At 55.5% G+C, this 25330-nt stretch carries 14 protein-coding genes; 5 read left to right on the top strand and 9 right to left on the bottom strand.

Going from position 1 to position 25330, the window contains the following annotated elements; all coding sequences use genetic code 11:
- Window positions 1–59 precede the first annotated feature (59 nt).
- Together Poly21_RS23765 and Poly21_RS23770 are read right to left on the bottom strand one after the other, a co-directional pair.
- Complete coding sequence (locus Poly21_RS23765; RefSeq protein WP_146409574.1) at window positions 60–917, bottom strand: pirin family protein; 858 nt, start codon at window positions 915–917, stop codon at window positions 60–62.
- A 228-nt stretch (window positions 918–1145) separates the two neighbouring features.
- On the bottom strand, window positions 1146–2591 hold the full coding sequence (locus tag Poly21_RS23770; protein WP_146409575.1) for a serine hydrolase: 1446 nt from the start codon (window positions 2589–2591) through the stop codon (window positions 1146–1148).
- A 420-nt stretch (window positions 2592–3011) separates the two neighbouring features.
- On the opposite strand from Poly21_RS23770, the gene Poly21_RS23775 reads away from it, so the two are divergent.
- From Poly21_RS23775 to Poly21_RS23790, 4 genes are all read left to right on the top strand, one after another.
- Window positions 3012–3605, top strand: coding sequence for an RNA polymerase sigma factor (locus Poly21_RS23775; RefSeq protein ID WP_302120408.1), 594 nt, complete (start codon window positions 3012–3014; stop codon window positions 3603–3605).
- Window positions 3583–5484: a serine/threonine-protein kinase gene (locus tag Poly21_RS23780; RefSeq protein ID WP_146409577.1), complete on the top strand. Its 1902-nt coding sequence runs from the start codon at window positions 3583–3585 to the stop codon at window positions 5482–5484. Before Poly21_RS23775 ends, Poly21_RS23780 begins: the two co-directional genes overlap by 23 nt.
- Before the next feature lie 409 nt (window positions 5485–5893).
- On the top strand, window positions 5894–8662 hold the full coding sequence (locus Poly21_RS23785) for a DUF1592 domain-containing protein (RefSeq protein WP_146409578.1): 2769 nt from the start codon (window positions 5894–5896) through the stop codon (window positions 8660–8662).
- A 54-nt stretch (window positions 8663–8716) separates the two neighbouring features.
- The gene (locus tag Poly21_RS23790) at window positions 8717–10120 is read left to right on the top strand and encodes a DUF1552 domain-containing protein (RefSeq protein ID WP_146409579.1); all 1404 of its coding nucleotides are present in this window, start codon (window positions 8717–8719) and stop codon (window positions 10118–10120) included.
- A 94-nt stretch (window positions 10121–10214) separates the two neighbouring features.
- Here the strand turns inward: Poly21_RS23790 and Poly21_RS23795 are convergent, their stop codons facing one another.
- From Poly21_RS23795 to Poly21_RS27885, 6 genes are all read right to left on the bottom strand, one after another.
- On the bottom strand, window positions 10215–11705 hold the full coding sequence (locus Poly21_RS23795; protein WP_146409580.1) for a protein kinase domain-containing protein: 1491 nt from the start codon (window positions 11703–11705) through the stop codon (window positions 10215–10217).
- A gap of 90 nt (window positions 11706–11795) precedes the next feature.
- Entirely contained in the window at window positions 11796–13142 is a 1347-nt protein-coding gene (locus Poly21_RS23800; RefSeq protein WP_146409581.1) for a c-type cytochrome domain-containing protein, read from the bottom strand.
- 9 nt (window positions 13143–13151) lie between these two features.
- Entirely contained in the window at window positions 13152–16868 is a 3717-nt protein-coding gene (locus Poly21_RS23805; RefSeq protein ID WP_146409582.1) for a DUF1549 domain-containing protein, read from the bottom strand.
- A gap of 51 nt (window positions 16869–16919) precedes the next feature.
- Window positions 16920–17864 carry a hypothetical protein gene (locus tag Poly21_RS23810; RefSeq protein WP_302120414.1) on the bottom strand — a complete coding sequence of 315 codons (945 nt, stop codon included), beginning with the start codon at window positions 17862–17864 and terminating at the stop codon, window positions 16920–16922.
- A complete protein-coding gene (locus tag Poly21_RS23815; protein WP_146409584.1) occupies window positions 17848–19263 on the bottom strand; it encodes a DUF1501 domain-containing protein in 1416 nt (471 codons plus the stop codon). The genes Poly21_RS23810 and Poly21_RS23815 overlap by 17 nt, the downstream gene beginning before the upstream one ends.
- 210 nt (window positions 19264–19473) lie before the next feature.
- The gene (locus tag Poly21_RS27885; RefSeq protein ID WP_302120416.1) at window positions 19474–19620 is read right to left on the bottom strand and encodes a hypothetical protein; all 147 of its coding nucleotides are present in this window, start codon (window positions 19618–19620) and stop codon (window positions 19474–19476) included.
- Between the two features lie 423 nt (window positions 19621–20043).
- Here Poly21_RS27885 and Poly21_RS23820 point away from each other — a divergent pair, with 423 nt between their 5' ends.
- Window positions 20044–21099 carry a hypothetical protein gene (locus tag Poly21_RS23820; protein ID WP_146409585.1) on the top strand — a complete coding sequence of 352 codons (1056 nt, stop codon included), beginning with the start codon at window positions 20044–20046 and terminating at the stop codon, window positions 21097–21099.
- Here the strand turns inward: Poly21_RS23820 and Poly21_RS23825 are convergent.
- Window positions 21077–25273 (bottom strand): nSTAND1 domain-containing NTPase, encoded by a 4197-nt coding sequence (locus tag Poly21_RS23825; protein WP_146409586.1) that lies wholly within the window; start codon window positions 25271–25273, stop codon window positions 21077–21079. The two genes, Poly21_RS23820 and Poly21_RS23825, sit on opposite strands and share 23 nt — an antisense overlap.
- Between the last annotated feature and the right edge of the window lie 57 nt (window positions 25274–25330).

Raw genomic sequence — 25330 nt, forward strand, 5'->3', positions numbered from 1 at the left:
TTCTTAGGCATGCGTTCGGTTCGCTTCGACCATCATTGCTCGACCGTGGTCGGAGTATTTCAGCTGAGATGTCCCATCTTACCGGATTGGTAGTCCCGGATCGCCGCATGGATTTCTTCCCGGGAATTCATGACGAATGGGCCCTGACCGACGACTGGCTCGCCGAGCGGCTCGCCTGTTAAGATCAGTAGTCGGGATATTGTCTGAGATTCAATGGCAATCGCGTCTCCGTCGCGTTCGAACAAAGCGAGCTCGACCGCGTTCATCGCTGTCTCGTTGACGGACACACGTCCTGCCTGTGCGATCAGCACAGTCGTGTGGCCGACCGGGACATTAACGGTGCAACTGGCGCCGGCATTTAGTTGAAGGTCCCAGACATTGATAGGTGAAAATGTACTGGCAACTCCCCGAGTGTCTCCGAACTGACCCGCGATCACGCGTGCCGTTCCCGCACCACCAGGTAGTTCGACACGCGGAAACTCACTATCTCTCAGGTCTTGGTACTTCGGTGGCGATGCCTTGTCGCCACTGCGGAGGTTGACCCAAAGCTGGACCATTTCGAGCGTACCGCCGCTCTCGGCGAATTGGCGACTATGGAACTCTTCGTGAACGATACCCGAAGCCGCCGTCATCCACTGCACGTCACCCGGGCCGAGCGTCCCGTGACTGCCACTGGAGTCACGATGCTCCAATTCGCCCTGATACAAAATCGTTACAGTTTCGAACCCACGATGCGGATGCTCACTAACGCCGCGTTTAGCTTCGCCCGCGGCGAATTCATGTGGGCCAGCGTAATCAAGTAACAGAAACGGATCAAAATCATTCCCACCTCCGTAAGAAAACAGGCTTCGCACTGGAAAGCCATCGCCTACCCAGTGTTGCTGGACATCGCGAATGATGCGCTGGATCTTCTTCATTTGGCAACTTTCATAGTCGTGAATTGCTCCGCCGATCCACGGGCAAGCTGGATTGCGGAGTGGGCAAGGTTAGGCTGCTACTGTTCCATCGCACAGGGTGACGAGAGAATTTTGACGGAATGCTCGCCGGCCCGCATTTTGACGATGAGACCCGAACGATCCCAAACACAAGTATAGGAGTCTCACCGACTAGAAACTCCGAGATTCGATTCATGCCTTGAGATGGGATCAGTCACGAACGCGTTTCGCTACCTGAGCAGCGCCGTTTTGGTGAAGCGTCAGCGCATAGGACGATCCTTGCGCGCGGATATGAAATTCCAATTGCGCATCGACCCCGCGGTAGGACCACTTCGTCGGCGAATCCGCAAAGACTTCCTGCGTTGGCTGGTTGGTGATACCCACCATCAAGTGACCGTCTTGAAGACGAACGTCAAAGACAAAACTGGGTGTGAGTTGATAGCGACCAACCAGACGTTCCGGTGTGATGGCGTTGGCGTCCGATCGCGAATCGCTCGCGGGTGCATATTTCTTCATCAAAAAGCCAACCATTTCGTCGCAAGCTGTAAACGCTTGGGGTTGGCCTGAGTTCGTACACACAATCACCCCTAAATCTGATTCTGGAAACAGCCAAATTAATGCGAATGCATTCGTATTGGAGCCCGTGTGGTTCAGAGCAGGACCGAGTGGCGTATCCATCATGATCCAACCAGCTCCATACTTCGCTCCTGGACTCGTATAGTCACATTGCGGCGTGTGAAGATGGTCGAATGCATCTTGCGTTCGCAGCACTGGCGAAGGCTTTCCTGCCAACTGCCACTGGGCGTACTTCGCGTAGTCTTCGAGGGATACGTGAACGGTACCTGCGGCAGCGTACACGGTGGGATTTTCGACTCCCGCTGTTCTCGGATCAGCGGGTTCGCCAGTTTCAGCCTGATGTCCCCACAGCAATGGCGGCTGTAGCTGCTTTGCTGCTGCTAGCGTGCGAAAATCTGCCGAACGCATCGCCAGCGGCGAGAAGACATGTGCCTTCATAAGAGACTCAAAAGATTTACCGGCACGCGTTTCCATCATCGCCGAAGCAATTGCGTAACCGAGATTCGAATAGACGAACGTTCCCTGCGCCTGCGAAGGTGCCTTGGCAAGTACGAGCTTGAGTAGATGGCGGCGTTCCAACACGGGTGTGCGTCTTTCTTCGAAGAAACTCGCCCACTCCTGATTCGAAATATCAGAGATATTGCCAGCTAGCCCACTTTGGTGAGACAACAATTGATCGAGCGTAACAGCACGCAGCTTCGGATGGAGATGGTCGTCGCTGGCGTTGGGCCACACGTCGCCGATGGTCGTGTTCCAATCAATCCTTCCACCTTCCACCAACACGGCTGCTAGAGTAGCTACCATGGACTTCGTGTTAGACCCAATTGGAAATCGGTCAGTTAACTCAATCTTGTCGGACGTTCCGCGTTTGCGAACGCCGAAACAATCTGCCTGCACCAGCCCCTCAGCGTTGACAACTGCAGCGGTCATACCCGGCACATCATGCTTGCGGCATAATTCGGCGAGTTGGTCCTGTAATGGCCTCGACTGTGGCTGAGCGGACGCACGCAAATTGAGCCCGGGCGACAGAAGAATCCCGATCAAAAGAAGATGACAAAAGTAGGCCGAACGTCTTCGCATACTGCGTTTCCAGTAAATGTAAATTCGGTGCTTTCGCGCACCGCTGAGGTGGACAGCCGCATCGCGTTCGCGGGGCGCTTCCGGTGGAAAGTCTGTCGGCGTCCTGACATGGGACTGCGGAGCGACGCCCAGCAGCCCTGTTTATCAGACAGTCGGATGGGTTTGCGATGATACGGAAGATCCACGTCAGAGATATCCAGCGTGAGATTCTATCACATTGTGAGCAAGGTAGTTGCGCAGCTCTATGGCATTACAGCGAGTTGGATTCATCCCGAGAGAGTCCTTGCTCCCGAATTGCCAATCTTCTTTCCAGTATTCTGGGTTGCTAAGGCTTCCGCCCGGGGCGGAAAGTCGTGAATTTTGAAGATTTCCTGTAACAATTGAAGTTGGCGTTCGGGTTACTGCCAGGAGAACACTGATTTGCAAGGTCCAGAAACACGATCGACTCTCGTTGGCATGCTCGCCAATCCCGAGGCTGAGCAGGCTTGGAATGAATTCGTGCGTCTGTACCACGACATCATTTTTCGCGTCGCACAAGCTCGCGGACTGCAAGCTGCCGATGCGGAAGACGTTACACAGGAAGTGTTTGTAATCGTCAGCCGCAAGGTCGGCGGCTTCGACTGTGCCCAGCCGGGCTCGTTTCGCGGTTGGCTACACAAACTAGCCCGCGATACTGCCATCGACCGACTTCGACAGCCCGCGCACCACCTGGGTGCTGGAGGTAGCCAGATGCTGCGGGCATTGAAACAACACTTCGTTACCGAAGACACAGCGACTCTATGGGACGTCGAGGTCAAACGGGAGCAGCTGCTGCGAGCATGCGACCATATTCGCGATCAATTCTCCGAAACGGTTTGGCAGTCCTTCTGGTTGACTGCCATCGAACGTCTGTCCATCCCGGCTGCGGCTGCGCAACTGGAGAAATCCCCAGGTTCCATTCGCGTCGCCCGTTGCCGCGTCATGGCCCGCCTTAAAAAAGAGGTTGAATCCGATGATCGCAAGTTTCCATTATGACCGTCGTCAACTGCAAGGATTCTTGGACGAGGATTCGTCGCTAGAGTCCAGGGACATGCAAACGCATCTCGAATCATGCAGTCAGTGCCAGGCTGAACTCGAAACCTTGGCCGAGTCAAATTTCGATTGGAACCAGGCCACTGAGTTGTTACGAGTCGAGTCAATGTGTCCAGCTGATGTCCTCGATCATGACGCAGCGGAGCCAAATCAATCGCCGGCTCTTCAACCCACCGATCATCCCGGATCGTTAGGACGCTTCGCACGCTACGAGATTTTGGAAATCCTTGGACGTGGCGGTATGGGTGTTGTGATGCGAGGCTTTGATACCTCGCTGAATCGACACTCGGCGATCAAGATGCTCGCCCCCGAACTCGCCTGCAGCGCCGCCGCGAGAAAGCGATTCTCTCGCGAGGCGAAAAGCGCCGCTGCCGTCGTACACCCCCACGTGGTTCCGATTCAAACCGTCGACCAATATGAGGGCATACCCTATCTCGTCATGCCTGTAGTGGAAGGCAGAAGCGTCGATACTCGGGTCCGTGACTCGGGGCCCATCGGTAATATCGAAACCGTCCGCATTGCCTTCCAGGTCGCTCAAGGTTTGTCTGCCGCTCACGAACAAGGACTCGTTCACCGGGACATTAAACCGGCCAATGTACTTTTGGAAAACGGCGTCGAACGGGTGCAAATAACCGACTTTGGCTTGGCTCGCGCCATCGATGACGCGAGCATGACACGATCGGGAGTGATTGCCGGAACACCGCAGTACATGTCGCCGGAACAAGCTCACGGCGATGCGATTGATCCTCGTAGCGATCTCTTTTCTCTGGGAAGTCTTATGTACTTCATGCTCACCGGACGCAGTCCCTTTCGCGCCGAGACGACCATGGGTGTGCTCAATCGCATCGTCCATGACCAACCCCGGTCCCTCCGAAGCATCAACGCAGAGGTTCCCGAATGGCTTGAACAGATTGTCGCCAAGTTGCTGTGCAAGTCACCCGCGGGACGTTTTCAATCTGCCGAAGAAGTTGCGGACGTATTGCAGGCGTGGCATGGGCATCTGCAGCAACCGGCAACGGTTGCCGCTCCATCTTACGAGGATCGGGTCGCAGTTTCGAAACCGTCCTGTGCCAGACGACCAACCACCCCACTGCTGCGTTGGCTCGTCGCGACGGCGACATTGGGCTTCTGCCTGTTTGCGGGTGCTGTCGTCATTCTGGAAACGACTACGGGAACACTTCGTATCGAAAACAACGCCCGCAGCGATGTGCCCGTTGTAATCAAGCAGGACGGCAAGATCGTCCGCGAGCTGACAGTCAGCCAAGAAGGTAATACGGCGCGGCTGCGAGCAGGCAAGTACTCGGTCGAAGCGAAAGCGGAAGGCATGCACATCCAACTGCATGGCGACCAAGTAATCATTGAGGCGGGCGGCAAATGGGTTGCGAAAATCGAGGTCGATCACGCAGCCGCACCCGCTGGCCCTGAACTGGACGCCCATAATCTCCGAGCGCCGCTGGCAACTGAGAACTCACTCCTTGGCCCACCGAAACGCTCACCTTTCACACGTATGGAGTTTGCCGAGGAACAGGTCATCGTTCACTTCAACGCGGAGGCGTATCAATGGCTCGAAATCGACGCAATCTCCATTGACGAACTCGTCCCACACGCTCAACGTCTTTACGGCGAGAAATGGAAGAAGCGTTTGAGTGAGGACTTAGTCGAAATCCTCTGGACGAAGGGACACGCTCCCGGAAAGTCAGTCGATCTTCGTTTGCGATCGATGCAAACAGGAGAAGAGTTACTCATACAAAATGCGGAAATGTCAGAGGAAAATCGCTACCGACTGTACCGAGATAACGAGCACAATCAACCCTCCCACTAGCACGAAGACTCCCCCGGATTTCCACCAACACCTTCCCTGTCAATGAATAGATGCCGGTCGGAGTCGCGGCGCGGCGCATGACACCTACAATGCCGGCAAAGAGCAACAGCGGGTTCAGTAATCAACTGATAGCGTGCATGCGGGCCGAATGGGTCGACGATAATGCGAGCACCGACGTTGAGTCACATTTACGAGACACGCCCCTAGGTTGGATTCGTACCCGCTATAGACATGCGACGTCGCATATTCGTCCGCAGTGAGCCGCGGATCGATTTGTCGCGGATAGCATTGCTGCAGTCGACACCGGTCGCCCCGGGTAGTTGTTATGATGGTAGCGTCCGAGCATGGTTAATTCATGTTTGGATCCCGCCTGCATCATTCGACCTGAGAAAATAGGTCTGCCCGCCTTATGCTGATCCCCGCCCAAAATGCGCGTCGCCTCCCGCTGACACTGTGCTCTATCGCCATCCTCGCAACGGCGTTCAATGCCTACGGAGGCGAGCATAACGCGGCATCCCCGAATCACTCGTCCGAGGCGGAGGTCGCTGACACGGCCACCAGTCTCGAGGAATTGAAGGCCAATGGGTACGAGCGTTCGCGGTTTAAAGTCGGGCGGGCAGGCGACGCACACCGGCCGGCCGATGGGGGGAACCAGTCTCCACCGCAAGCGAACTTGGCTCAGTTCGAAGCGACGATCAAACCGCTACTAGAAGAAAATTGTTTTGATTGTCACGGTCCCTATGAATCGGAGGGCAATTTTAGAATTGACACGCTCGATCCTGATCTCCTGTCGGGACCGGACACAGACTGGTGGTCCGAAGTCTTTGCAGTCCTGACCAAAGGCGAAATGCCACCTCCAGACGACAGCGAGCTAGGAGAGGCCGATCGTCTGCTACTAGTGAATTGGTTGGCAAACGAACTACAGATCGCGTCGACCGTGCGTCGCAATACAGGTGCACATACTACGTTCCGTCGCATGACGCGGTACGAGTACAACTATGCGCTCCAAGACCTATTGGGCTTGCCGTGGGACTTTGCCAAAGACCTGCCACCAGAATCGCATACCGAAGAGGGCTTTCAAAACAGTTCTGATCTGCTGCACCTCACCGTCTCGCAGCTTGAGACGTATCATCGCATTGCTCGAACCGCGCTCAACCGGGCAACTGTATCAGGCGATCGCCCACCGACGCATTACTGGGGCGTCGCGATGGCCGACGCAGCCGAGCGAGAATGGCCGAAGTTGGACGAGCAGCTCGACAAGGCCAAGAAGGAGCTTAAAGATGAGCCCGAGCAGCTGAAAGCCGAACTGGATCGGCTCGAGGCCAGTTTTAAGAAACCACATCGCACGGCTTACTTTAAAGAACTTTCAAGCGGCCGGACGGTTGATACACGCTGGCAGTACAACGGCGCACGCTACGCATTCAGTCCGACCGACATTCCCCCTGAGATTCCCGATTCATTCGATTGCGTCGCCATCTTGCCAGCCGGTCGCCAACAGCAGCTAGTTGTCGAACTTGGCAATCAGCTGCCTGACGAAGGGACCATGCGTGTAACAGTGCAGGCGTCACGCGTCCATGGCGACAGCAACAGGGTTCCGAGCATGCAGCTTCTGTTCGGATGGCAAGCGAGCAATGAGGGGCGTGCTCTGCTGCGAGTCAGTGAGATGGACACGCCCGTCACTGCCGGCCCCGAAAAACCACAACTGATTCAGTGGGACGTGCCTTTGGGTGAGATCTATCCACGCAACTCGGTTCGAAAATCATCTCCGATGGGCGCGACCCCGAGTCCGTCGGAGTACATCCGTCTGGCGAACAGTTCGGCATCTCCCGCCGAGATCCAAGTGAATTATGTCAGCGTTGCTGCACCCGTTTACGACCAATGGCCACCTGAATCACACCGGCGAATCTTTCTGGAAAGCGACGATGCCAACGATGAATCTGTCTACGCGGAGCAGATCCTGAGGGCATTCATGGTGCGCGCGTGGCGTCGCCCAGTGACGGATGACGAGATTGATCGCAAGCTGACGCTCTTTTCCAAGATCCGCCCCCAATGCGATCGTTTTGAAGAAGCGGTGATTGAGGTACTCGCGGCCGTGCTGGCGTCTCCCCAGTTCCTGTACGTCACCAATGATACCTCGGAGCTTCCCACTGAAACCTCCCAGCGAACGGTGTTGAACGACTACGCTCTGGCATCCCGACTATCGATGTTCCTATGGTGCAGTATCCCCGACGAGGAGCTGTTAGAGCTGGCGGAATCTGGCCAGCTCGCTCAACCCAACGTGCTCGCATCTCAAGTCGAGCGGATGTTGACCGATCCGCGGAGCACGCGTTTTGCCGAACACTTCGTGCATCAATGGCTCGACATGCAGTTGCTGGACTTCATGAATTTCAACCAGCACATCCGACATTTCGATCCACTGCTGAAGGAAGCGATGCAGCATGAACCGATCGCCGTATTCAATGAGGTGCTGCGTGAGGACGAGAGCGTTCTTGACTTCATTCACAGCGACTACACGATGGTCAACGAGCGGCTCGCCGAACACTATGGTCTCGATGACGTTTTCGGTAACGAGTTTCGCCGTGTGAAGTTGGACGGCGAGTATCAACGTGGTGGACTATTGACGCAGGCCGGACTGTTGGCGATGAATTCCGACTGGCCCGACTCGCATCCCTTGAAACGCGCGATTTGGGTGTTGGAGAGCCTCCTGAATGATCCTCCACCGCCGCCTCCGCCAGCGGTGCCGCAGATCGACCTGGCCGACCCAGAGATCGCTAAAATGACGCTGAAGGAACGAATCGAGGATCATCGCAATCACGCCGCTTGCATGTCTTGTCACGTAAAGATTGATCCCTGGGGCATCGCATTCGAAAATTATGACGCGTTAGGGCAGTGGCGCGACGAGATCCGCGGGAAGCCTGTCGATGCATCGAGCGAGCTGTTTAATCATCAGACACTCGATGGAATGGAAGGGCTCAAGCGGTTCTTGCTTGAACATCGGCAGGATCAGTTCGTGCAGGCAATCGTGCACAAACTGACGACGTACGCATTGGGACGCACACTCACGTTTGCCGACCAAGCGGACATGGATGCCATCACCGCGGAAGTGCGTATACAAGGCGATGGGCTGAAGACTGTGGTTCGAGAAATCGTACACAGTGATTTGTTTCAAACCAGATAGCGTTCTCACGGTGGTCGGCCACCCTGAACGAGACCCTCACATGAAGGCAGGAAGATGAAAGCGAATTTGAACCATATCGACCGGCGGCGATTCCTGCGGGGCAGCGGGATTGCTCTGGCACTGCCATTGTTCGGATCGCTGGCGACTTCGAAGGCTTGTGCTAACGGAGCGACTGACAATCCCAAACGCCTTGGCTGTTTCTACTTTCCCGATGGCGTTCCGATGCCACTGCCAGAGGACCCTGCCTATCAGGAGTGGGCTTGGTTTCCTCATGGAAATGGCTCCGAGTTCGAATTCACCAAGTGCATGGAACCGCTCGAACAGCTCAAGAGTGACCTCACGGTGTTGTCGGGATTCTCGCACATCAACGCGCGAGATGTGCACGGCCACAATAACGCGGACCAATTTCTAACCGGCGCGGCGACCGGGGGCGGAGACCGTGAGTACAGTAACTCAATTTCTCTCGACCAAGAGTATGCCAAACACGTAGGTGATCAGACACGATTCGCATCCCTGGTCATGTCGACCGACGGGGGCACGGGGACGGCTCGGGGTACTCACACAATCTCGTTCGACCGCAACGGTCGTCCCATTCCAGCGGAGCACCGGCCCAAGCAGATCTTTGATCAGTTGTTTGTCAAAAGCGATGGTGATTCCTCTCGGCGTCTCGCGATGAGCCGGAGTGCGCTCGATGACATGCTCTCCGACGCGAGGTCGTTGCGGAAAACATTATCGGCAAGCGATCGCAAGAATTTGGACGAATACTTGGATTCGGTACGTCAGGCCGAAGTCAAGGTGGAAAAGGCTAAACGCTGGCTCGACGCCCCCCTGCCACAGCTCGATGGGGACCCGTTGAATCTTGAGTTAACAACCGATGAGCCACGTGAGTATCTCCGCACGATGTTCGATTTGATCTACCTGGCATTCAAAACCGACTCAACTCGGGTGGCGACATATCAAATCGGTCGGGAAAACGGTGTCGGCCGTAGCGATCACCTCGCTCGCGCGGTCGGTTTCAATCTTGCTCATCAATTGTCGCATGAGACCAAGAATCCTGGTGGCTGGAAGAATTTCGGCGTCTACTGCCAGTTCCTCAATGAAGAGTACGGGCGACTCATCGCGAAACTCAAAGCGACACCCGAACCAGCCGGCACAGGGAGCATGCTAGACAATTCGCTGCTGCTCTTTGGATCTGCATCGAGCGCCTTCCATTTATCGCGAAACTACCCGCTGATTCTCGCCGGTGGAAAACACATGGGATTCAAGCACGGACAGTATCTCAACCATGCAGGAATGAATTTCCAAGGCGGCCCCTGGCTCGGCAAGCGTGAGCCATGGCAAGATGAAGCGAAAGGAGAGGACATGCCGCTGTCGAATCTATACGTCACTATGCTCCAGCGACTCGGCGTCACCACCAATGCGTTCGCCGACAGCACTGGAATTGTCGCCAACGTCTGAAACTTGCCGTATTCTCAGCTGTGCACGCTGCTCCGCTGATGTACCACACCGCCCACCGCCCTTGCAGTAGCGATACCTCGCCATGGCAGCGTACTCAGTTCGATGATGTTAGACGGCGACACAATTCGTCAGCGCTAGGCCGTTTCGGTGGCTCCATGGCAAGCGTGTCAGCAAGCGCGTCACGATATTCTTCCGGAATTCGGTCAGCGACGGACCTCACAAATTCCCTGCGTCGAAGACCGGTTATGATCTCCATTGCCGAAAGATCGGTCATCACCGAGTCCCCAGACAGCATTTGCGTGAAAATCAAGCCCAGTGAAAAAATGTCGCTTGATTCAGTCAGACCCTCGCCACTGGCTTGTTCGGGAGACATGTACGCTGGCGTTCCGCAAATTTTTCCTGATCCGGAGTTTGCGACTATCGCGGCATTTCGAACGTCGAGTTCCAGCGTCTCGTCCGGTTCCCCCATCGACTCGTCCAATGCGGTTGCGGCATCTCCGTTGTCAGCAACTAAAGCAGGGGCCGGCGACGCCGCGTCGCTGGTTGCTCTGGAAACGCGACGACGAGGCAGGGACTGTGCGAGTCCAAAATCAACGAGAACGGGATCGCCACTCTCGCGCAGGAGTATATTCGCCGGTTTTAAATCTCCGTGAACAATCCCTTGTGCATGAGCGGCGGACAGCCCCAACGCGATCCGTTGGGCAAGCTGGCGAAAGTCGTGATCTGTAAACTTTTTACCCATAAAATCAGCGAGCGAACGGCCATCGATATACTCCATGACAATCGTAGGTAACGTGTCAACGGCGTCCGCTGAGTAGATGGTGCACACATTAGGATGACTAATGCGAGCCGCAGAACGAGCCTCTCTCAACAGATTGGTTTCCGTTTGGCCATCCTGTTTTAAGATAACTTTGAGCGCCACTTTGCGTTCGAGCCGTAAGTCATCGGCTGCTAAAACGTGCCCGAAAGCACCTCTTCCCAGTTCTCGCACAATCCGGTAATGCCCGAGGACTCTACCAGGTTTTAACATTGATGCGACATCCAGAACGCCATCGGCTCGCTTCCAATTGGCGGGGCATAGGCCGCCCGATTGCAAAGCGTCCAGCGCTCGCACGACATCCTCTACGTTGCGACCCACACTCAAGTCGTAACTCGCTGCGTAGCGAAGCACCCCCTTGGGATCGATCAAGAATAGTCCTCGATTCGGGAGACCATCGTCGTCTCGCCACACGCCAAAACTCCTGCACAGATCGCCTTGGGGATCCGAAGCGAGTGGAAAACGCAGTCCCTCCACTCCACCTTCACTTGTGGGCGTCTGCATCCACTTCAAGTGCGAATCGACGGAGTCGATGCTGATCCCTAACAGCTCACAACCTCGTTGATCAAAGAGATGCTTCTCTGCGCTGAATCCCGTGAGCTCTGTCGGGCACACGAATGAGAAGTCGCGTGGATAGAAGAGGAGAGCGAGCCAGCGTCCACGATAGTGGTCGGATTCGATATCGCAGTGGTGCAGATCTGGAGTCGCGGATTGCAAGTGATATCGTGGGGCTTTCGTCCCAACGACGCAGGGCTGTACGGTGGTCATCACGTATCCTTTGAATTAACTGGCAAGCGTCCTGTTTCGCATTGCCATCGCCGAAGCATAACAGATGTGCATGATCGTTTGCCCGCGAGGCTACGGTTTGGCAATCCACGCCTGGACGGTTGCCGCGTCAGCAATACTCCAAATGCGAACCTCGCCGTCGAAAGCACCGCTCGCAATCGAAGGAATGTCGCTATCACCCAATGTCGTCGGTTGGGAACATGCTGTCAGCACCCAGTCACGGTGCCCTTTCAAGACTTGCGAAATTTTGTTGGTCGCTAAATCAATTCGCAGCAGACGAGTGTCCGAGCAGGGCACGTAAAGATTGGCTCCCACGCGAAGCAGTTTTTGACCTTCGCCGCCGACGCCGATCTCTGCTACTTTATTGGCACCATCGACGTTCCAGCGATGCAGTTTGTTGTCACTGCCCACGGAGACGACCTGCTGGTTGTCGGCCAAAATGGATATCCCTCGCACGGCAGCCCCGTGGCCCAGGTAGCTAGATAGTAGTTCACCGGTAGCGCCGTCGTATACCTTGGCTGACTTATCTCGACTGGCGGAAGCTAGGCGTACGCCGTCGTCGCTCCAAGCGATATCGGTAACCCAATCAGCATGACTCGCGATGGTTTGTATTTCCTGGAGAGTGTCGACATTGAGAATACGGATCGTACTATCCGCCGCAGCGATGGCAAGTTCATCGGCTCCGGGCCGGTACGCGAGGTCCAAAACGACATCGCTTGTTCGTGCGACGACTGCCTTGATCGCACCGGACTCAAAATCCACTAGCCGTACCTCGCCACTGCGCCCCGGTTGACCACAACCGACTGCCAATGTCTTCCCGTCCGGTGCAAATGCCAAGGCGAAAACTCGCTGCCCGACGTTCTTGATCCGCCGGACCAGTTTTGCATCTTTGGTATTCCAGATTACCAGCTCGTGATAGCCGTTGGTAACAATCTGCTTTCCGTCGGGCGAGAACGTCAGCGCCGTAATCGGCACCGCTCGGCTGTAGACGTCTGGCGGATCCAGGTACTGAACCGGTGGAATGACCAACCCCACCGACTCGCCGGGGTTCTGGCCGTCAAACTTTGCTCCAGCAGCGATCCAACTCGTGATCAAGACGATCTGATCGGGCGTAAGAGCATCATTGTCTGCAGGCATTCGCTCGGACTCATCGCAGGTGATACGGCGAAGGAACTCGCTGACTTGATCGGGCATCGTCGCGATCGGCGTTTCACCTGAGTCACCTGGTTTGAGCAACTCGTTATACGTGTCGACGCGATAGCCACCCTCAGCTTTCTTGGGACCGTGACACGCGATACAACTATCTAGCAATATCGGAGCGATGTCCCTGCGAAAGCTAACTGGCGTGACTTCATCACCATAGGATCCAATACTGTCGTTGCACAACACGATGGCGGCCAAAATGTAGCTACGTAACATGAATCAGCCTTAGTGTTGAAACAGAAATTCATCGGTGTTGAACAACGCCCAGCAAACGTCCTCGACGCCAACTACGAGGTCTGGATTCTTGCTGCAATGCTGGAGCGCTGCCTTTAACTCGATGTCCGACGGCAGGCGACAAAGGGCGGCGAAGTAGATATCTCGAATGACGTCCTTAACTGGTTCCCCCTCGGCCAGAGATTTCCGAAAGCGATTGTTTTCGTCGCGCAACTTCCCATGGATCATCGGACCATTGAACAGCTCGATGGCCATGCCGAGCGTGGAATCGTCGGTCCGCTCGCAAGCACAAACAGTGCTGCGTTCAGGTTGTCCAAACACTTTCAGGAAATCGACTTTGACGACATCGGGTGCCGGCAGCTGCGTAGCCAGGGTACCGGCGGGGAGACTGCCGAACCGCTGCTCCAGTGCCAACGTTCGATTAATCGCATCGAGCAGTTGTTCCGCACCCAGCAAACGGGGTTCTTGGTGCGAAAAATACTTGGTGTCATCCTGGTTGAACTTAGTCGTGCGATAACTCGCCTGATACGTGCGGCTGTTGAGGATGAGTCGTAACAGGTGCTTTCGATCATAGCCACTTTCCACGAACTCAGTCGCCAGCGCATCCAATAGGGCCGCATTGGACGGAGGATTCGAGTCGCGAAAGTCGTCGATGGGATCAACGATGCCACGCGAGAAAAGCTGAGCCCAGATGCGATTAGCTTCGATTCGCGCGAAGTAGGGATTGCCGGGATTCACTAGCCACGCCACGAACGCGGTGCGTCGATCGGTGTCATTGGGCGATTCAATACTGCCCACCTGAGGCAGCCAGGGAGACATCACCTCGCCGGTCCGCGGCTGTGTGACATCGCCAGAGGAACTGGTATAGACGAACATCTCACCGGGGCGCCCGGTGTTTCGGCGCTGCACTCGGCTAAAAAATGTCCCCAGACCGTAGTAGTTATCCTGGGTCCAACGCTCGAAAGGATGGTTATGACATTTCGCGCACTGCAGTCTCGCACCGAGGAAGACTTGGGAGATCGTTTCGACACACTCGTTCATATCGGCGGATGTACGGTAGAAATTGGCCGGAGGATTTGCCAATGTGCTACCGGACCCGGTAAGTAACTGTCTCGCGAATTCATCGTAAGGCGTATTATCGTGCAAGGACTGCTCGACCCAGCGATGGTACTTGTAGATTCCCTCATCACCGACCAATTTACGGTTCATCTTGAGCAGGTCGCCCCACTTCAACGCCCAAAACTTAGCAAACTCTTTCCGCTCAAGCAGAGAGTCGATAAGCCGCGTACGTTTGTCTTCACCAGTATTGGCCAAGAACGCGGTCGTCTCCTCGACGGACGGCAGGATGCCAAGCAGGTCAAGGCTTATCCGGCGTAGGAACTCGTCGTCGCTGCAAGTCTCAGCGGGCAAATATTGTAATTGCTGCAGTTTGGCATTGACGAGCTGGTCAATGTAGTTGTTTGGCGATGGAGACTGCCACTGAAAGTCTTCCAGGTTCTCGACGAACATCATTGGCACGGATTCGATGTACTCTAATAACCGCACCAAAATCGCCACTTCGCCTCGAGCATGGGGTGTCACGAAGCCATTGGCATTTACCGTCGCGACCGAAGTGTCAGAAGTCTCGTAGGCTGCGAGATGGGTTACATCCCGTTGACGGCCATCGGCAAAATGCGCCGTGACTACCAACTGCTGCCCACCGTCTCTAACAGCTAGTATCTGTTTTGCGTCTGGATAGACTTCGAGTCTCGTGATACGCGCGGTTCCCCTAGGATCCGCGGCGGCACCGCTGGCAATCCAATCTCGCAGGATCGTGTACGCGACGTCATTCTTATGCAATTGCTTGCCACCACCATGCGCCACGTTCATCAGGGGCTTAAGCAGGAGTAGACTTTGCTCGGGATCAATCGGATTAGTACGGCGACCGAAGTCCTCTCGTATCAACGTCAGCTCATCGAGATTCTTATCAAAGGCACGAAGCGACAGGCGAAAGCCCCCTTTTCCGCTCGGCGATCCATGACAGGCTCCGGAATTACAACCTTGCTTGGATAGCCCGACCAACACCTCCGATTCGAACTCGACCGGACGCGGCGTTGCTAGGCTCGAAACCAGCGTCGGAATCACATGTCGATTGCCGCCAACCTCGATAATGACTTCGGTTTCACCATCGGCGATCGGATAAACGACTCCAGCACGCACTACGGCAATTTCGGGGTTGGCTGAAGTCATACGAGCGTCACGAGTCCAATCGCGCGGACGGTTTTGCTGGTTGATGCCGGAAACTGCGATCTGCTGCCGGCCCCGAGAATCCGTCAAAGCAACAGCTTTCGGGTACACCACCAGTTTGGTGGGACTATCTAACAGGACGGGAAGTGGATGTGTCGATGCAACGGTGAAGTCGTGTCCCTCATATGTGCTGGCGGCGCAAAGCGTGAACGCGTGAGCCCCTTCGAGATTCACGTCGCCAAGATCCACGTCACCAGCAATTTGCAATTCGAATGTTGCCTTCGTTTGGTCTGCCGCAATCGTGACGGCCTCAGGAGCTGAGATGCCAACAGGCAGATCTGCCAGGCTGATCATTACAGGCTGCGGATCACCACCCTCACGAAATAAATTAACCTCTACGCTAGCGCGCCCGCCCCGAACAAATGGCTCAGGGAACCGAGTCGTGACGCGAACCGGATCTATCCATGCAATGGGCAAATTGTAGGTTTCGATGCGGCCGTGACCGTTGAACTCGCCATAGACGAGCAGCGGCAGTTGCTCAGCTTCGACAGGTCCTCCACGGTCCTCCGCGTTAACGACGCTACGAGTCAGACTCAGTGTATGTGCTCCCTTGTCGATTGCCGTGCCCACGGTCCAACCCGACGGCAGTGGACCTGGCAGTAGGGTGACGGGCGTTTTGAAAGCTTCTTGAAGCCGCTTGGTCGTAAGCACCGCTGAGTGGGAAAGGACGGGTCGCGCGAACTGCACAGGGGCGATTGGTTCCATCATAAAAGGTGCCTCCGTTGTCATTGTCGCGGCCACGAGAATCTCGCCATCAACCCGCGTTGCCGGAGCCAGCACGAATGGTTCCTGGATGCGGCGCAGAGCACGACTGTCGACACAGCAGCTATGCGCCGCGCTATCAACTGAGATTGCTCTGATTCGCAGAACCTCCAGACCCTCCGCTGTCCAACTGTCGTTGGCAGCCAAATAGATTTTGGCTTCGACGGCGTTTGCAGGGATTCGAGGATTCAAAATCTGCAACCCTGACGCGGGGTCGATCAGTCCCAGTTCGATTTCTCCGTCGTAACCAAAACGCGACACCTGCACGTCCAGAGCGAAGGCGCCGTGGCCGGGCTCCACTAGAAAATCTTCCTTCGTGGTGGCGTCCGCCTTCATCGCGACGGTGAACGTTCCCGACGGAACGCACTCAATGTAATAAGTGAATTCCTCGCCGCCGCGTTTGAGCAGGTCAGTCACCTCCAATCGATACTCACCATCTTCAGGAAATGTCACTTCAAAGCTCCACTCGTCTTCGTTGGTGACGTTCGTCCCGCCGACTCTGGCGTTGAGAGAATTCAATAGCTGCATCTGCACGAGCGAGGGGCTGCCCAGGCTTCGTGTTTTCGCCGCGATACGCATGACTTGCCCCTTGGCACCGCGAATCTGATAATTGTCAACTTCTAACGGTTGCTCCAACCGGCCGTTGATGCCAATCGGCAAGGTCAGACTGTCAGTCGCTTTGGACTCATTGAATTGCGGGTACGCGCTGCGCTAGATCGGCACCCAACTCGACGATTGACCATCGTCGAATCTCGCAGGAACCTGTAGGACCTTACTTCCGTCTCCTGGAACTTCGATTTCGCGGGGCGGCAAGCTCTTCCCATCGGGGCCCGTGAAGACAACCTCTGTCTGCTCACCACCGCGAACAGCCAAAGGAAAACATTGATTGATGATTGGGAAATCACCGACCCGCAATTGGTAGCATGCGCCACCGGCCGAGTTACGACTGTCGTGAATCTCTAGCCAGTAGTCACCTGCGTCAGAGAATTCGTAGCTGAACTGACAGTCGGGGCCGACCGATGTGTCGTCGACTTGGGCAAGGGTCTCTCCTGCGGCGTTGATTAATCGCAGTACCGGATCCATCGTAGAGCGAAGTGCTTGCGTGTGGACTGAAACAGAAACTCGCTCACCTTGGCTCGCGCGGATCCGATAAAAATCGCTTGCCGATTGATCACAAACGCCTTCGACCGTTGATTGCAGCGTGAGCTCCTGGGCGGTTGCGATCGAATGATTGCTGCCACTGTCGATGACCATATCCAAATCATCGACAAATAAGGTGTGTTCCCAGACGACGCCCGTCGGCGTCGCCAACCAAAGACTTTTCGGGCCCAATGACGTAGTGCTGGGAATCGTCAACGCAACGGTTACTTCTGTTGGCTCCGCCCGCGAGACTGTCCAGTGCACCGAATGGTCACTCGATGCTAACCGCAGCGAATCATCTAAGTCGGCTCCCCGAACGACTAACTCGATCGTTTGCCCCGGCTGGCAGGTTCGCGGTTGAACCGCGGTAATCGTTTGGGCCGACGCCAACGATGCCATGCATAGCCACAGGACGTTCGTGGTGCAGACAGTGAGTATTCGATTTCGCATGGAATCCATTCGATTGTTAGGAGAGATATCCGTGACAGTTCGCGCGATCTCACACGAGCAATTCATGCAGTACTCTCCCTGATGTGATGCGGTGAGGCCGCTCCTCTCGATCAAGCAGTGCGGTTTCAGTGGGCAATCCCATCGCATGCAGAATGGTGGTGGCGAAGTCCTGTGGTGTGACTGGATCGGAGGCAGGGTAAGCGGCATGTTTGTCACTGGATCCGTAGACCATGCCGGGCCGAATTCCGCCGCCGGCGAGGAGCCCGCTGTAGCAAAACGGCCAGTGCTCTCGCCCCGCATTTGCGGCCGTGATCTGTGGCTTGCGACCGAACTCACCGACCCAAGCGACAATCGTCTCATCCAAGAGACCACGTTCTTCGAGGTCGGTTAGAAGCGCCGACAACGCCCTGTCCGCTGGAGGAATCAAGTCGTTCTTAAGACGATTGAAATTGTCACCGTGCGTATCCCAGAAGTTCTTCCCATCGTTATGCCAATTCACTGAAATCAGCGGTACGCCGTGCTCGACCAACCTTCGCGCCATTAAAATGCACTGGCCATGAATATTCCGGCCGTAACGCTCGCGAGTTGCGTCGCTTTCCTGGGTCAAATCAAATGCTGAGCGCACGTTGCTCGACCCAATCATCTCCATCGCTCGCGACTGATGGCTCCCGTAGGATGATGCGCCGAGCGAGTGCTGCAACGTCGCACGCTGCCGATCGAGCGTCTTCAATAGTTCCACTCGCGACTCCAAGCGGTCGAGACCGATGTCCGCTGGCAGAGACAATCCCTGGGGATGCCAGTTCGGATCATTCAGGTCGCCGTTGAGCAACATACCGTCGTGGGCCGAACCCAACCAACCACCGTGTTGCCCAGGGGCTTCGCCGCCTGGGGCGGCAGGATGATACGCTTTCCACGGCATGGCGACGAACGAAGGCAAGCCGTTGGTGCTGGGGCGAAGCTTCGAGACGATTGCGCCTAGATGGGGCGAGTCCTTGGCACTGGGTGGATCGGCATCGCTCTTAACAACCGGTGCGAGCTGGCCCGTCAGGGTTGCATGACCGCTAGACAAGTGAGCGGGATCGTCATGCGTGAGCGAACGAATGATCGCGACCTTGTCTGTCATGGACGCAAGCCCTGTAAAGTGCTCGCAAATCTGAGTCCCGGGCACTTTCGTTGAAATCGGGTTAAAGCTGCCGCGAACCTCCGCCGGAGCGTTGGGCTTCAAGTCGAATGTGTCGAGCTGGCTTGGCCCACCCCACATAAATAGAAAGATGCAAGCCTTGGCACGTTTCTGAGGCAGGTTCTGGCTGCTTGATTGTGCCAAAGCCAAGCGAGTTTCTAGCTCCCCCCAGCCAAGCCCCAACGCGGAAAGGGACCCCGCCTGTAGAACTTGGCGGCGACTCAAGCGACTGCTTCGGCGGAATTCGCGGCAGCCCGAACTCGTACTTGTTTCTCGATCTGACATGGTTTGCTAGGTGGGAATGGACGGTGGGGACGACCGGGCGGCAAACGGTTCGCTTGCCAGAATGCGGGCGTATGTGCGAATTCGTAGTCGAGCGGTCGAGGGTCAGGAACGCAACGTGCCAGACTAAGATTCAACTCCCAAAGTTTCCTGCACGCTGGCAGGCAATACTTCGCGACGCGAATCTTGGTCATTTGGATTGATATTGAACTGTCATGGCTCATGTTTCGCACCCAGAAACCCTGAATGCTGACCGGGCCCCGTCAAAGGACCTTGGATCCAATAGATTGACAACGAGACACCCGCCGCTGCGGCGCGCAGCACTCCTCGACGATCCGATCCATAGACAGGCTTGAGCATGGGAGATTACCCAGAAAGGCGGGTTTTAGGTGGGAAGTGAGGCAGGAGCCATTCACAGGCGGGAGGTTCATTCTACACAATCGGTAGGACTGAGAAGTACTGGAGACTCTCGGATGTCAATAATCCCATCGAGTTCCACGATCACCGAGTAGCTTCCATGACAGATCGACACCCGTTCGATTTCGTGACTCATTTTCTAGACACGCCCGAGCCCACCAACGTGAACGCCTCAGCAATCCAACCGAAATCTCCCTCGAAGTGGATGTCTCGATGAATGCCGCTCAGCATCCTTCGAAACCACGCAACGGAATTTGCTTGCTGTCGCGAACGACCAACCGTTTTTGCTTGTTCCGTATCCGTCATCTGATTAAGGTTACTTCTGCCAATCATGGCGAAACACTAGCGTTTACCCGGAGAATCATCATGTGGCGACTATCAGTCTTCACCGCAGTCGTCGTGGTCCCATCGCTCCTAAATTCCGGTTCAGTAGTTGCCTGGGAGAGGTGTGGAATCCTGCCAGGCCAGCAGGTGATTTCTCCCCACGGTGTGCTGAGTCATTCCTGCGCTTGTTCGGTACCGTGCAAGCCCTTCAACTCAGTCGCTCCCATCTTGCAGTCCGCACCGCTTTGTCAACCTTGCAGCCAGACCATCCCATCGCTCGTAGCCGCCGAACCGCCTCCTGGAAAGAAGGCTGTCGTCAAGACACGCGAAGTTACCTACACCGTGCAGGTACCCAAAACTCAGTTACGAGAAGAGAGCTACACCGTAGAAGTCCCTTATCAGGAAACGCGAATTGAGAACGGCAGGCCAGTCACGACCACGAGCTATCGCTCCGAAACGCGCACCCGGACGATTAACGAAGCGATCATGGTACCCGAAACTCGCGTGCGTACCGAAAGCTACATCGAGTACGAAGATGTTAAGCTGGGAGCAAGTAGTTTCGCAGTCGCAGAAGGATACCAAGGTGCGAATGGCATTAACGTTTCACTATTGCGTGATCGAATCAATGAGATTGTTAGCCACACCGTTGGTGAAGTCGACAAATCCAAGGAAAAGCTTACTTTTGATACGGTAACTGTCGCCGCCTACGATCCTTCCGATCTCGAAACGTACACCGTGACCTGCACCATCGATGGTAGTGATGTGCGAGTTGAGGTTGAAGGCGCCACGACCACCGAGAAACTCAATAGGCTATCTCATCAAGTATCTGATGCGCTGCAACCTCAGCGGACAGAATCTCAGCACGACGTGCCGACTGCCCAGTCAGGGTCCCGAATCTGGACGCATGCGGATGGTGAACGCCAGGTGCTCGCTCACTTCGTACGCAAGCAGGGGCTGAGCAAGGTAACTCTCCGTCGCAGCAAGGACAGTCAGCAATTCACGGTAGATCTCGATGCGTTGAGCCCAGCGGACATCGCTCATATCAGTACGTTGCCAGCGGCTCCCAACTTCGTCGCTACCGTGAAGTTGCTTCAGTAACTAGATTCCACACCGAGTCACGTTCGTCGCGTACCGAACCTGAGCCATGCTCGGTTTTTAGCTTGCGTCGCAGCTGAGCAATCGCTTCCTTACGAAACGATCCAAAACAAAGTGGGTGTTTGAGAACATCAGTGACATCCAGGCTCGTACCCCCTACCAAAATCGCTCTCGCAGTAATCTCAAATGTTTCGGGATACTCGGTTATCTCCAGCTGTTTTCGCAGCCGTTCCCTTACCGGGATGAGTAGGTCATGCGAGCCGTCAACGAACGTCGCCAATAGGACATACTCAGCAGCAAGGATGCGAGTCTGCTCCGGCGTTAGGATACTATTGAAACCTTTCGAGTATTTACGCCTAAACGCGTTGATGCAGTCCATTTTCCCAGACTCGGCCAATAAGTCGCTATTGGCGAACTTCGGTGCGTAATTGCACAATATGCGAAACGTCTCTGGAGATTCGACCAAAGTCTTGATTGCTTGCGCCGGGGCCTCAACCTCGCCAAACTCAGGTTCCCTCATCGAATCGTCCAGTGAGGCGACCGCAGCAAACAGGTGACAGGCTGCGATTGGATTGCCCTGATTGAGTTTCTGGACTCCCTGGCTTAGAACCTCCCTGACAGATTCCCGCGCTGAGCGTGTGAACGTGGCAGCAAAGAGTTGTGACTGTTCGGCCCGCCATTGGGCTGCCCCCGTCATCAGCATTGATCCTGCTACTTCGTGGCATTGACGTAACCATCGATTACCCTCCCAATTCGGGTCCTGACAACGTGGACTGCTTTTCATCACGCGGGCAATCGCCATCGCTGTTGAAAATTCTCCGCTCGACTCGAACTTAGGAGCGGCGGATGTGTCTGAAGTAAGCAACCAGTCATTAGCGAGCTCAACGACCGTCGCCCATTGCCCGTCGGAAAGCTCAATCCCCAGGAGTCGCCGCAGGGTGGCCTCGGTGACGGGGCGGTCATTGGTGGCGAGCATTGCTTGGATACAATCGAAACGTACATCATCCTCGGGGTCCAAGACTGGCACGATGAAGCTTAAAATGTCGCAGTCGGTCGGGGACGCGCGGGCACCGTCCAATATCCGCTGGGCCTCGTCTTTGCATAGAGTCCGCGTGGCGATGGCGCTGTCTCCCAAGATCCGATTCTGTTTAAATTGACCTGCCAAGATGCGAAACAAATTTGGCGTGAGATTGAGTTTCTGCGTCTCGCTTGCAATGAGGAACCGCGTCCTCTCATTGAGTTGCTCGTGATGTTGGCTCGAGATCAGAGCAGCAGGAGGAAATGCACTGACAACGATCCTGCAGATCATTTCCGTTTCCGGGGAATGGATATCTGGCTGCAATCTCGCTGCCTCCCACTCTGCCATAACAACATCAATCGATTGCGTCATGGCGACGTCCTTAAGTAGCTTGAGCCATCTCACTGGTTTGTGCTCGGTCAGTCTCGAGTATTCCTCTTGCAATCTCGATAGTATTTTCATTTCTACATCCGGATTGCTCGACAACAAACTCAACAAGACCCGTCTTGACTCGTTGAAGTGGGCGTCATGCTTGCTGTGACAGTCGTTGACTATTTGTGTGGCGAGCTCGATGAGAACGCGTTCGTGCAGGCCATGTTCAGAACCGTCCGCTGGGTAGCCTAGCTCTAAATACGCGGCCAGACTTAATTTCAAGCGCTGATTCATATCGCCGAAATCGTTGCCGGTGAAATAGGTGTCGATCACATCGCGACGTGAGTCGCGGTCAATGCCAACCATCGCGATTGCCAGCGGTTCCATTCTCGTGACGAGCCGATCATCCTGTACTCCCTGCAACGTGACCTTGAGTGCCTCGGCGCGTAGCAGCGGGTCCGAACGATCTATCGAGAGTAGACTTGCACGCTCCAGCTGAGTTAACGAATCGACCTCCTCAAGTGTCGTCTCGGCCGACAGATCACCGATGGGTGACAAGAGTGCCACAGCCGTTTGATTCAACAACTCGGCATTCTTCCGAGCTAGGTTTTCGCGAGCTACCTCCACCCACACGAGCGAACCCAGTACAACCAGTGCCATCGCGACGAAAGCACCAACAAGTCGCCGACGGCTTCGACGCCGTCGGGTTCGCTCCTCGCGACTCCGCCTCAGCATTCGCTGTTCGACGTTGTCCAAATTTCTTGTGCCACGCAGTCCCTTCTCTACCGTCGTCAGATCAGCGTCATCCAGGACAGGACCCATCTTGTGCTGCGAACACTCCGGTGCATCAACCACATCGACAGACCGCCAATCAACTGACCGATTGTCCAGGATGCGGCGCGCACGTTGGCCCGGTTTGTCAGATTGGTCGAAGCGTTCGCGAATGAGCGGAGCTAGCGTGTCGTGCGCGAGCCGCGTTGCTTTGGAGCTTTCTTTCTGATTGCCCGTGGGGATGGTCAGCAAGTACAGTGATTGGCATTTCTGAAGCAGCTCCGGTAGCAAGGCATCAAGATGAGCATACTGATCCTGCAATTGCTCAACACTGCATTGTCCGGCGGTGCCCAACGGCGTGGTGTGCAGCGACAGCATGTCTAATAGCAGGCCCGAGCTCACGTCTTCAGGAAACTCCTCGCCAAATAGGGCGATCTGCCGGTCAAGAAAATCACGCAGCAAGATGCCGTCGCGTTTCAGGCGATAATATAAATCTCGGCTGAATCGTGGGTATTGGTAGCTCTCATCCTTGGCCGTTTCCCACATCTTGGTTAGCAAGATCTGTAAAGTTGGCGCGATGGCTGAATCATGGTCCTCTAACAAATCGTCAGCAATGATCTCCGCCAGCCCATCGTCAACCTTCAGACCGTAATGGTCTCGTAGTCGCGGCGATCGAGCCGGTCCCTGCACGACCTCGATAATTCCACGACGGCTGAGCGGCTCGAGGAACACCAGCTTTCGCGGTAGCTGAAAGGCTTTCAACTTCTCATCCAGCTCAGCGAGCCATTCCTTGCGGAAGCCGAAAATCAATTTGCCCCGTGGCCGCGTGGCCACTGCGGTGAATGTCGCTCTCAACGCCTCGAGCATCTCGTTGAGTTCCTCGTCAGGCGACATCTCAGCATGCGGACGTGTGTAAACTTCCTCAACCTGGTCGAGAATTACGATTAATGGCTTATCCAGATGCTTTTCTTGTTCGAGCCAGGCAGTTTCGAGCGGCATCTCGCACGCATCAGGCTGATTTTGGATTGCCAGTTGCAGTGTCCCCAAGAGCCCCAGGCGTTGATCGCGCCGGTAATACCGGACTTCATAGTTTGGCTCCAAACGCGGGATAAGGCCGGCATCGAGCAACGACGACTTGCCCACACCCGACTGGCCGTAGAACAGCACGATCGGAGCGGAGCGAGAAGCGGTCAGTTGGTTGTACAGATCCCGAATCGGATGCCCCCGGCCAAAGAACAGGTCCGCGTGCTGTCGTTCGAACCAGGCGAGTTGCCGGTAGGGCTGTTCTGGCAAATCCTGATGTGGCAGCGACGGTAGACCTGCGAGCGGAGCATCGGCCGCGTCGGGAAGATTCCATTGATCGGCCGTCTCCGAGCCCGGACGCAGATACAAATTCCAAGGCCAACGGTCTCTCTCCGACTGCTGTTTTTGATCGTCGTTCTCACCGAAATACAGAGACCGCAGATCGCCACCTTTCGCGGTTTGCACCGCTGCGGCAGCTTCTTCGTAGGCAGTACGAATGGAGGCGTTCCCCGCCAATCCTTGGTAGAACTGACAAGCAAAATCGGTGGCTACCTGGTCATCGATCGATCGCGACGTTGAGATCACCATCGAAACGTTCGCGTCGAGCAGATCCTGCGTTTGTGGCTGAGTGGAGCAACCGTTGAGAAACACAAGCTGTAGGCCACGCTGCTGGGCGAGAAACGCAGCGAATCCGCCCGCATCTGCCGCTAGCGCTCGTCCCGCGGCGGACTCCAACAGCAGCTGATAGCCGTTGGCGTGTCCGCCGTAGTGAAAGATTGCAACGCGATTGCGATATTGAGGATCCTGAAAGACCCTAAAAATATCCTCGGCGGTCGCGTTGGCTCGCTCGACAACTTCGCACAATCCAGTCTGCCTCAATGCCTGGCGAATTCTCCGCAGCTCGTCAGGCAACTGGCTAAGCGTGCTGATATTGCTTTGGTAGCCGTTCGCGAAGGCGAGAAAGACGATCGGTTTTTGGTTTGTGTCATTCATACGAAACCACTGCAATGGTCGTCCTTCGCGTTATGGTCGGTTGGATACAGAAATCGG

This window comes from Allorhodopirellula heiligendammensis (assembly GCF_007860105.1).
Taxonomy (GTDB): domain Bacteria; phylum Planctomycetota; class Planctomycetia; order Pirellulales; family Pirellulaceae; genus Rhodopirellula; species Rhodopirellula heiligendammensis.